Source organism: Marinifilum caeruleilacunae, assembly GCF_013141825.1.
GTDB classification, from domain to species: Bacteria; Bacteroidota; Bacteroidia; order Bacteroidales; family Marinifilaceae; genus Marinifilum; species Marinifilum caeruleilacunae.
Genome location: NZ_RZNH01000017.1, coordinates 12,667 through 23,562, shown reverse-complemented (window position 1 = coordinate 23,562; position 10,896 = coordinate 12,667). Strand labels below are relative to the sequence as shown.

Here is a 10,896-nt window from a genome sequence, read left to right as displayed (position 1 = left end):
TTGTTGTCGCATGGGAATGAACATTAACGTGTGATTAATAAAAACATCTACTTCATCTATCCAAACTCCAGGTTTAAATGAAAACCTTTGCAGCAAATATATAAAAAACACTACCAGTACATACTAGTATGATAAAAAATATTCAATTTTATTTACTTCGAAATGCGGTATGTGGCCTGAAAGTATTGAATTTATTGTATGTAGGTGTGTCAAAAGAAAATAAGCAAACTTGTTGGTTTTTTTAGAAAGTAATCATATTAATCCAACTTGTATAGGTGTAAAACATGACAAATATCATGTTTGTTGGTGAAGGTGATCAAAAAAAAGACTGATTCAATCATCAGCCTTTTCAAATATTGTATTAGAAACTATTGTGTTATAAAGACATAATGCCTTTAATTCCCTGGGCCCTGGAATAAACTTCAATCACCTCTTCAGCCGAAGGCATCATGATTTTAACCGTTACGCCAATAAATCGAATATCTCGCGAAGTTTTGTAGCTAAACTCTGTTTCTTCCGGAAACAAATTCTTAACCGCATTAAGTTTGTCTTCATTATTGGGTACAATAAACTTAAACATGTACAAAGAAGGCCATTGTGTCGACTCAATGAGGTGTTGCTTTATTTTGTTGTATTTATCCTGATCCATATTTCTGCATTATAATTTGGTGGCACAAAAATGGGAAAATATTTTATGCTATAAACGATAATTCAAGTGTATTTTAAAAGAAACGAATTGAAACGATTATTGGTTGCATTTAAGTAAGGAAATTAACGCTTCGTTAAGATTTTTCTATCAATTATTCAAATATATATCGAGCTAGATATATTATATTTATACGTTACTAAAATCTAAATAACACAAAGCACATTTAAACAGATATCTCTATGAATCGTAAAGTAGTTATTGTCCTATTGGTTGTTGCAACGCTTGCAGTGGCCGGTGGTTTGGCAATGTTTTTTGAAAGCATGAAGGTTGATCCAGCCAAAAACCTGGACAGTAGTAAATTGCCAACAGTAAGAGTACAAGAGGTGAAATATTCATCTATTGAGTCCCCAATTATTGAAAAAGGAAGGTTGCTTTCCAACCTGGAGGTTAATCTTAGTTCAGAAGTAGCAGGACGTATTGTTGAGTCAGGTGTACCGCTAAAAGTGGGGCAAAAATTCAGAAAAGGAGATCTCCTGATAAAGATATATGACAAAGATGCCAAAATGGATCTTAGGGCTCAAAAGAGTCGCTTCTTGAATAAGCTGGCCGAAAACCTGCCCGATATCAAGGTTGATTATCCAGATAACTTCGAAAATTGGATGAATTTTTTCAATTCCATTAAACTTGACGAACGCATTCCTGATTTGCCAGAAGTACAGAGTACACAGGAGAAAGTATTTATGGCCAGCAGAAATATTTTGGGAGAGTTCTACGCCATTAAAAGCGCGGAGGTAAAACTGGAAAAAAGAAAAATATATGCGCCTTTCGATGGATCTTTTGTAGAAGTAAATACGCAGGTTGGATCGGTTGCCGGAATGGGTTCAAAACTGGCTGGCATAATCGAATCCAAAAATCTTGAATTGCAGGTTCCGGTTGACTCGGAAGATATTAAATGGTTAAGACTGAACGATGAGGTTGAAGTGTTGGATTCCAATGGAGATTTGCTTTGTATGGGAAAATTGGTTCGCAAGTCGGAATTTGTTGACCAGGGAACACAGTCGGTATCGGTATTTGTAAAACTGAAAAATCATAAAGTAGACTTGTACCAGGGACAGTTTTTAACAGCAAGGTTCAATGGCAAGCAGATTTCAGAAGCAATGGAAATTCCCCGAACTGCTGTGTTTAGTTCGAATAAAGTCTATGTTCTAGAAAACGATTTGATGAAATCCAGACGAGTAAATGTGCTGAAAAGAAATGAGAATTCCTTGATATTTACAGGCTTAAAAGAAGGTGAGATTTTAATTATAGAACCACCTGTAAAAGCTACGGAAAATATGAAAGTGCAAGTGCGCTAAAGCAGCTTAATCATCAAAACAAACGAGATGGAAAGAATTGTTACAAGATTTGTAAAATATCCGTTCTACGGTAAGATGATTATTGCCGTATTGCTAATTGCCGGCTTAACTTCCCTGGCATTTATGAAGAAATCGTTTTTCCCGCAAACCGAATCGAAAACCATAACGGTTTCTATGGTATATCCGGGAGCGAGCCCTAAGGAGGTGGAAGAGGGGATTACCTCCAGAATTGAGGATGCGATTCGAGGAATTGTGGGAATCAAGGAAATGAACTCTGTGTCATCTGAAGGGTTTTCGCGCGTTACCATTACCACAACGGGCGAATACGATCTGGATGAAACATTGGCAGATATCAAAAATGCAGTGGATGGTATCCCAAGTTTCCCTACTGGGGCAGAAAAAGCTGTAATTGCCAAGCGAAGGTCTACTACGCCGGCTATCAATATGGTTGTTACGGGCGATGTGGAACTTCTGACTTTAAAAAGATATGCCGACGAGATTTACGATGACCTCTTGCGATCGAAAAAGATGTCGCAAATTAACCTTTCGGGTTTTCCCCGCTTGGAACTTTCGGTTGAGGTAAAGGAAGAAAATTTAAGAAGATACAATTTAACTTTTAGCGAAATATCCAATGCCATATCAAGTAATAATATTGATATTTCGGGTGGTACCATAAAAAACGAAGTAGAAGAAATTTTAATCCGCAGTAGGAATCGTTCTGTTGATCCTGATAAAATTGGCGAGATCATTCTTAAGGCTAATCCTGATGGAAGCTATTTAAGAATCAGGGATGTTGCCAGTACTCATTTTCAGTTTCAGGATGTGCCGAATTCTACTTTTGTGAATCAGAATCCGGCAGTTTATATCGTTGTAAACAAGCTGAATAATGAAGATCTAAAGGAGATTTCGGAATTCTGTAACGAATATGTCGAAAAGTTCAATGCCAGTCATGATGATGCGCAAATGATTATTACTTTCGACTTTGTTGACATGCTGAAATCGAGATTGAACCTCTTGTATGAAAATGGAGGTTACGGATTGGGACTGGTTGTAATCGCACTAGCCTTTTTCCTTAGTTTCCGCCTGGCTTTATGGGTTGCCTGGGGTATTCCTGCCTCATTCCTTGGTATGTTTATCATTGCAAACCTAATGGGTGTTACCATTAATATGATTTCCCTTTTTGGGATGATCCTGATTATCGGAATCCTGGTTGATGATGGAATTGTGATTGGCGAAAATATCTATTCGCATTTTGAGAAGGGGAAAAGTCCGCGGCGTGCAGCTATCGATGGTACCCTGGAGGTAATACCTGCCGTTCTTACTTCGGTTACTACAACCATGGTAGCTTTTTCGCCATTGCTTCTCGTATCGGGAAATATGGAGTTTTTATACGAAATGGCCTTTGTAGTTTGTGGTTGTTTGTTTCTTTCTCTCTTCGAAAGTTTCTTCGTACTGCCTAGTCATGTTGGAAACGAGGTAGTTCTGAATGTAAAAAAGAATAAAAATGCTTTTAATCGTTTAAGAGGAAGAATTGAAAAAGGAATTATCCATGTACGTGATAAGGTGTATGCCGATATCCTGAATTGGGTGGTTGAATGGCGTTGGTTTGTTGTAGTTACGCCAGTTGCCTTAATTTTAATCACCTATGGATTGTTTAGTGGTGGTATCATTAAAAGTACATTTTTTCCGAATATGCCTTTCGACTCCTTTAATATTAATGTTGCCTTTAAACCAGGTAGTAATAAGGATGTTACCACTGCATATCTAAAAGATTTTGAGAAGGCAGTTTGGGAGGTGAACGACGAAATCATGAAGGAATTCAGCGATACCTCTGCCTACATACAATACACCGGGGTTTCAACCGGATCGTCCTTTAGTGGTCAGGAAAACGGACCACATGCCGGAAATATGTGGGTAATGCTTCGAGATATGGAAGGAGCACCTTTGTCTAGTTTTGATATCACCACGAGGGTAAAAAAGAAAATTGGCAATGTTCCCGAAGCAGAGAAATTTACCATTGGAGCCTTTAACCGTTGGGGAGCTCCTGTTTCGGTAAGTTTGCTTGGTAGCGATTTGGACGAGTTAAATCGGGCCAATTTGTTTTTCCAGGATGAGCTTAGAAAAATAGCATCACTATATAATATTAGCGATAATAACCCACTGGGAAGTCGAGAGGTAAGACTAAGGCTCAAGCCCAAAGCTTATTATTTGGGAATGGATTTAAGAACCATTACTTCGCAAATCAGGCAAGGATTCTTTGGTGGTCAGGCCCAAAGATTGCAGGAAGGAAAAGATGAAATTAAAGTATGGGTAAGGTATCCAAAGAGCGACAGGGTTTTTATTGGCCAAATGGAAGACATGCGAATCAGAACTCCAAAGGGAGAGTTTCCCTTGTCGGAATTAATCGAATATGATATTCAAAGAGGGCCAGTAAGTATTCAGCGTTACAATGGTTCTCGCGAAATCAGGGTAGAGGCGGAGCTATTAGATCCTAACGAACCGGTTCCGCCAATTCTGGAATTTATTGAAGCCAACATATTCCCGGAATTGGATAGTAGATTTCCGGGTGTAAGAACAGAGTACCAGGGGCAAGAGAAGCGTTCGAAAGAAGATGCTGAGGAATTAAGCCTCTACTTTTCCATTGCATTTATGATTATCATTTTTATTGTAATGATTCATTTCCGAAGCTTTACCCAGGGGATGATTGTATTGCTTATGGTTCCTCTTGGATTTTTAGGATCGGCCTGGGGACATGGTATCGAAGGATTTCCGGTTTCGATGTTAAGCGTTTGGGGAATGGTTGCACTCTCGGGTGTAATTATTAACGATGCCGTAGTATTCCTGTCGAAGTACAATTCGCTGATACAGGAAGGAATGGTGCCGGTGGATGCTGTAAAAGCCGCCGGAAAGGCAAGGTTTAGAGCCATTGTGCTTACCACCATTACCACATCGGTAGGTTTATATCCACTTATTCTGGAGAATTCGTTCCAGGCAAAATTCCTGATTCCAATGGCCATTGCACTTGCCTATGGCGTTTTAATTGGAACCATGTTTATTTTGTTGTTCTTCCCAGTATTAATTATGATTTTGAATGATATTAAGAGGTATTCAAAACAGTTTTGGGAGGGATATAAAATAGATGCCCGCGATGTGGAACCTAAAATAAAAGAATCAAAAATAAGATTGGATTAATTCCTATCGAACCATGATAAAAAGACAAACAATGATAAAAAAGATATCATTACTCCTGATTGCTAACCTGTTTTGTGTGGGACTAATTGCCCAGGAAGAACTGAGTTTATCAAAAGCAATTCAAGTTGGATTGGAAAACAATTACGAACTAAAAATTATCCGTAAATCCGAAGAGATTTCAGAATTGAATAACAGCTGGGGAAATGTGGGGCGATATCCAAGCATTCAATTCAACCTTCAGGGGCGTGGCATTAAGGATTATAATGAAACCAATGATTTCAACCGTCTTACAGCTTCGCCTTCTCTCGATTTAAACTGGACGCTCTTCGATGGCTTTGCAGTAAGCATTCGTAAAGACAAATTCAACGATTTGCAGCAATTATCGGAAGGAAACACCATAGTGGCAATCGAAAACAGAATAGAGCTGATTATTCTTGCTTACTACAAGATTTTACTTGAAAAAGAAAGGTTAAAAGTAAGTGAGAAAATCATGAGTTTATCATCTGATAGATTCGAGAAACGTAAAATAGGCAAGGAGCTTGGAAGCTCGGTTACCTATGATGTTTTGCAAGCCAAAAATGCCTGGTTGGAAGATCGATCGGCTTATCTTTTGCAGGAGGTGAACTTTAATAACGCAGTTCGCGACTTGAATTTTTTATTGGGAGTTAAAGAGAGTAAAACTTACCAGTTTAGCGATGCGTTTTTACCTGTAAGCGATGATTACCAGTTGGCTGCATTGCTGGATAAAATGTTAAACGACAATAGTAACCTGAAGAATCGTTACATTCAGGAAATGATTCTAAAGCGCGATGTGGAATTGGCCAGAAGTAATTTTTACCCCAAGTTGAGTTTGGGTGCAGGAATACAAGGAAATCGTGTCAAAACCAAACTGGACGGCATGTCTTCGAGTACTGCCGATTCGCATAATTTGTACGCCAATTTAAGTTTGAGTTACATGATTTTCAATGGAAACTCTAACCGAAGGGCATTGCAGATTGCAAAAATTCAGGAGGATATTGGCAAAATAGAAACCGAAGATTTAAAGCACAGCTTAAGCAATATACTGGCTCAAAACTTTGAGTTGTACCAGGTTCGAAGAGAGTTGTATTTGCTGGCCGAGGAGAACCTCGAGGCTGCAGAACTGAACCTGTCCATTTCGAAAGACAAGTATGAAGCTGGTAGTATCAACTCATTCAACTATCGAGATGTGCAAGTGGTGTATCAGAATGTTGCCCTGGCAAGGTTAAATGCGATATTTAATTTGATACAATCCAAGACCTCATTGGTTCGATTAACGGGAGGAATCCTGAATGAATAAGTGATCCGACATATTAAAAACAAAAGACTATTCGCATGGTGTGAATAGCCTTTTGTTTTTTTTAATCGCCAAAATTATCGGGCACCAAAACTGCTACAATTTCGCCAGTTACGCAGAGTTTTCCCCCGGCAAATAGCTCAGCCTCAATTTTTGCTTTTCTTTCGCTTATTTCAGCAATTTTTCCCCTGATTTCGATCTCGCCATCAATGGGAGTTGGTTTTAAATATTTTACCTGCAGCGAAGCGGTAACGCACCTTGGAGCATTGTGTTCGCAAAGTTCAATGTTTTGCTGCCTGGCAAAAGCCAATGCGGCCGAACCTGTTCCATGGCAATCGATTACTGAAGCAAGCATGCCGCCGTAAACGAATCCCGGAATGGCCGTGTGGTATTCTTTTGGGACAAATTTGGTGACCGTATTTTCACCCTCCCAATAGGTTTTCAGCTGATGACCATGCTCATTTAATCTCCCGCAGCCATAGCATTGTGCAAAATGGTCGGGATAGTAATCTTGTATTCCTTTCATTTATGTGTGTATTAAGTTGATTCTCTTTCAATTAATTTGGTTTTCATTACAATTTTAACATCCGAAATGTCTTTCTTTTGTTTGATATTGGATAAGATTAGCTTGATGCTCTTTTTTCCCATTTCAACTCCAGGCTGATGAATTGTAGAAAGCTGTGGTGTACATACTTCACAGATATTGGAATTGCTAAATCCTAGTACGGCAACATCTTCGGGTACCCGATAGCCTTTTTTTCTTAGTGCATGTAATACGCCTACTGCTACCATATCACTGATGCAAAAAATAACATCAGGTTTGTCTTCCAAAGACATCAATTGGTTGGCTAGCTCTTCGCCTTCTTCTTTGGTGAATTCCTGGCAGGAAATAATTTTCCGATGATCGATTTCGAGCTTATGCCTGGTAAGCGTTTCCAGAAATGCCTGGTACCTGATATTCGAAATGGAAGAACTATCCAAGCCTTTAATCTGCGCGAAGCGTTTATAACCCTTTTTGATTAAATGGCTAATGCCTTCTCTGGTTCCCACATAATCGTCCGAAGTGATAAAGGGAATTTTTTTCTTTTCAAAGTAGATGGTCCTGTCAATTATCACGAAGGGAACATCATCACGAATTATATTTTCCAGTTCAAATCGCTTGGTATTCAGTTTTCTACTTGGTAGAATCAATATGCCGTCTACGTTTAGTTCATAAAATTCTTGTATCAGTTCAAGTTCCTTTTTGGGGTCGTAATTGCTCTCTGCAACAATCAATTTGTAGCCGTTTTTGGTTGCCTCCTGTAGCAAACCACTTAATATCTGGGTAGTGAAATATTGGTTCAGGGTAAAGAAAATCACACCAAATGTATACGACTTCTGAAATTTAAGAGAAAGAGCTGTTGAATTGGGTTTGTAGTCGTACAATTTGGCTACTTCCCGAACCCTGTTTTTCATTTCATCACTAATTTCAGGATTGTCATGCAATGCTCTCGAAACCGTTGCAATGGTTGTGTTTAAGGCTTTTGCAATGTCTTTTAAAGTTGTCCTCTTCACGATAATTATTTACATTATGTGGATTGATTCTAAATGTCAAATATAGCTAAAAAAAGTTATTAACTGTAAACGTTTACGTAAGATGTTAACGTTTGCATTCTATTTTTTTAAGATCGTACTTTGTTAGCAAATCTAATTTCTAAACCATTGTAATATGAAAAAAATGAGAGTTTTAATCCTGATGTTACTAACATGTTTTGCATTTACCAGCATTGCGCAAAATACTGTTACAGGATTAGTACAGGATGTAAACGGAGTTTCGATTCCTGGCGTTAGTGTAATCGTTAAAAATACAACAACCGGAACCATTACCGATATGGACGGTAAGTTTGAATTAGAGGTTGAAACTTTGCCTGTAACTTTGGTAACAAGTTTTGTGGGTTACAAAACCAAAGAAACCGTTGTTACTTCTTCCGATGCAGTTACCATTACCATGACCGAAGGTGTTGGTCTTGATGAAATCATGGTAACCAGTACGAGAACCATTCGTTCTCAAAAGCAATCAGCAATGTCGATGACATCGATGAAAGCAAAAGAAATTCAGAACAAGGCTGCAAGCAGTCAGGCCGATATCTTAAGATCGGTTCCTGGTATTACTGCCGAAGGTGGTGGTGGTGAAGTTGCTACCAATGTATTTGTTCGTGGTTTGCCTTCTGGTGGTCAGTATGTATTCAACCCTCTTGAATATGATGGAATGCCGGTAATCAGTACTTTCGGATTAAATTCATCGGCACATGATGTGTACATCAGAAACGATTTGGGTATCAAGTCGCTTGACTTTCCTCGTGGTGGTGCTGCCATTCTTTACGGAGCAGGTTCGGTTGCAGGTGTAATCAACTACATCTCTAAAACAGGAACCGATGAGCCTGAAAACATCATTCAATTAGAATTTGCCGAAGACGGAAGATACAAAGCAGACTTTTTCTCGGGAGGTAAATTAGGAGGAGAAGATTCTCGCACTTACTATGCTTTAAGTGGATTCTATCGTTACGATGAAGGACCTCTTGATACAGGTTTGCCAACACAGGGTTTCCAGTTGCGTGGTAATATCAAACAAGAGTTTGATAATGGTGAATTGATCGTTTCGGGACAATGGATCGATGACAGAGTTCAGTTCTTCTTGCCATTGCCATTGGATGGAGATTCTCGCGACTACGCAAAGGGCAACGATGGAAAAGATGTAAAAACCATTCAAACCATGCATGCACAGCATTTATCTTATGCAACTCCTGATGGAATTTACAGAACACCTATTAAAGATGGTGTTGCCACTAAAGGTGGATATTTTATGGCCAATTACAAGCACAATTTCGATAATGGTCTTAAAATGGATGCAAAAATGCGTTATGCAAGATATGCTCACGAGTTTAACTTGTTCCTTACCGGATCGGGTAATCCATCAACATTAAACAATTTTGTGACTGATATCGATCCAAACGCGAGCAATATTTCTGCAAACAGAACCGGCATGTCGAACAGTACCATTGGTGGAAACGATCTTGTATTGGTAAATACTTTGTTAGACCGTAATCGTCCGATGACCGATATGGCTACAGAGATGAACGTTACCAAGAAATTTGAAGGTGTAACCGTTGAGCACAATATTACTGCAGGTGTATTCTTGTCTAGAACCGAAGCTCACGATCAGAATGTTCAAACAAGATATGTATCAGAATTTACATCAAAACCTTACTTGCTTGATATTTCTTACACAAGTGGTGGCGATCCAATGACATTGAGTAAGAACGGTTTGTTCAATCCTGGAGCAGCTTATTCAAACAACTTCATTACGGCAAACAAACAGGCTTTCTATCTTACAAACGAGATGAAGATGGACAGATGGAGAATCGATGTTGGTTTCCGTTACGAAACCATCGAAGCAGATGTATCCCGCGAAGGAAATACAACTTACACAATGGATAGTGATGCTTCTCTATCATCAGATTTACAAACTGTGAAGTGGGGGAACAATGCTTACCTTCACGGTAAAGGAAAAGATTCGGACTGGGCCGGTGTTATTGCTGCCAACTACGAATTGAACGATAAGGTGAACCTTTATGGTAACGTAACCAAAGGATACTTCTTCCCGCAACCTCGTGGTATTAAGATTGCTTCTGACGGAACAGTTGGTTCCTATAAAACAGAAGAAATTTACCAGGGAGAACTTGGTGTGAAGTATGGTTCAGGAAAATTCAGAGGAACATTTGCTACTTACTTTGTTGATTTGAACGACCGTAGAAATGTTGATTTACGCGACGATCCTAACAATCCGGGAACTACAATCGAAACCGTTACTACATTGAGTACAAAAGCGGTTGGTGTTGAAGCAACCTGGGGATATGAATTGGCAGAAAACCTTGACTGGTCGGGTAGTGTTACCTACCAAAATCACGAGTACAACGAGAGTGAAGACAATCCAGAGTACGTAGGAAATGAATTGGAAAGACAGCCTTCTTGGTTGGCATATTCGGCCTTGAACTACGACAATGGAGCATTTGATGCAGGTTTCTCATGGAACTATACAGGGAAAAAATTCTCGAGCATTTCAAATGCAGTTGAGCTTGACGCAATTAACATTTTCAGATTAGATGCTGGTTATACCATGGATCTTGGCGAAGATGGAGAAACATTAAGATTTGGAGTTTCGGTATTCAACCTGTTTGATGATAACGGTGTAACCGAAGGTAATCCAAGGGATGTTACCCAGTCGGGTGCTGGAGAATTCTTCGTAGGACGTCCAATTCTTCCTAGAAGAGCATTCTTTAGAATGACATTTAGCTTCTAATAAGTACATTTAATATTGTTTAGGGAATTTAGGGAGAGGATCATTT

At 39.1% G+C, this 10,896-nt stretch carries 7 protein-coding genes; 4 read left to right on the top strand and 3 right to left on the bottom strand.

Features of this window, described 5'->3' with window-relative positions; all coding sequences use genetic code 11:
- Positions 1 to 376: 376 nt before the first annotated feature.
- Positions 377 to 649, bottom strand: a complete 273-nt coding sequence (locus tag ELS83_RS11220; RefSeq protein ID WP_171595663.1) for a DUF493 family protein — start codon at positions 647 to 649, stop codon at positions 377 to 379.
- 239 nt (positions 650 to 888) lie between these two features.
- Between ELS83_RS11220 and ELS83_RS11215 the strand changes: the two genes are divergently transcribed.
- From ELS83_RS11215 to ELS83_RS11205, 3 genes are read left to right on the top strand one after another with little or no spacing between them, the layout of a single operon-like run.
- A complete protein-coding gene (locus ELS83_RS11215) occupies positions 889 to 2,004 on the top strand; it encodes an efflux RND transporter periplasmic adaptor subunit (RefSeq protein WP_171595662.1) in 1,116 nt (371 codons plus the stop codon).
- A gap of 27 nt (positions 2,005 to 2,031) precedes the next feature.
- Positions 2,032 to 5,196 (top strand): efflux RND transporter permease subunit, encoded by a 3,165-nt coding sequence (locus tag ELS83_RS11210; protein WP_171595661.1) that lies wholly within the window; start codon positions 2,032 to 2,034, stop codon positions 5,194 to 5,196.
- A gap of 31 nt (positions 5,197 to 5,227) precedes the next feature.
- Positions 5,228 to 6,514 carry a TolC family protein gene (locus ELS83_RS11205; RefSeq protein ID WP_171595660.1) on the top strand — a complete coding sequence of 429 codons (1,287 nt, stop codon included), beginning with the start codon at positions 5,228 to 5,230 and terminating at the stop codon, positions 6,512 to 6,514.
- Between the two features lie 61 nt (positions 6,515 to 6,575).
- On the opposite strand, the gene ELS83_RS11200 is transcribed toward ELS83_RS11205, so the two are convergent.
- Together ELS83_RS11200 and ELS83_RS11195 are read right to left on the bottom strand one after the other, a co-directional pair.
- Entirely contained in the window at positions 6,576 to 7,037 is a 462-nt protein-coding gene (locus ELS83_RS11200; protein ID WP_171595659.1) for a PaaI family thioesterase, read from the bottom strand.
- 11 nt (positions 7,038 to 7,048) lie between these two features.
- Positions 7,049 to 8,065: a substrate-binding domain-containing protein gene (locus ELS83_RS11195; protein WP_171595658.1), complete on the bottom strand. Its 1,017-nt coding sequence runs from the start codon at positions 8,063 to 8,065 to the stop codon at positions 7,049 to 7,051.
- A gap of 154 nt (positions 8,066 to 8,219) precedes the next feature.
- Here ELS83_RS11195 and ELS83_RS11190 point away from each other — a divergent pair, with 154 nt between their 5' ends.
- Positions 8,220 to 10,850: a TonB-dependent receptor gene (locus ELS83_RS11190; protein ID WP_216616520.1), complete on the top strand. Its 2,631-nt coding sequence runs from the start codon at positions 8,220 to 8,222 to the stop codon at positions 10,848 to 10,850.
- Positions 10,851 to 10,896 lie beyond the last annotated feature (46 nt).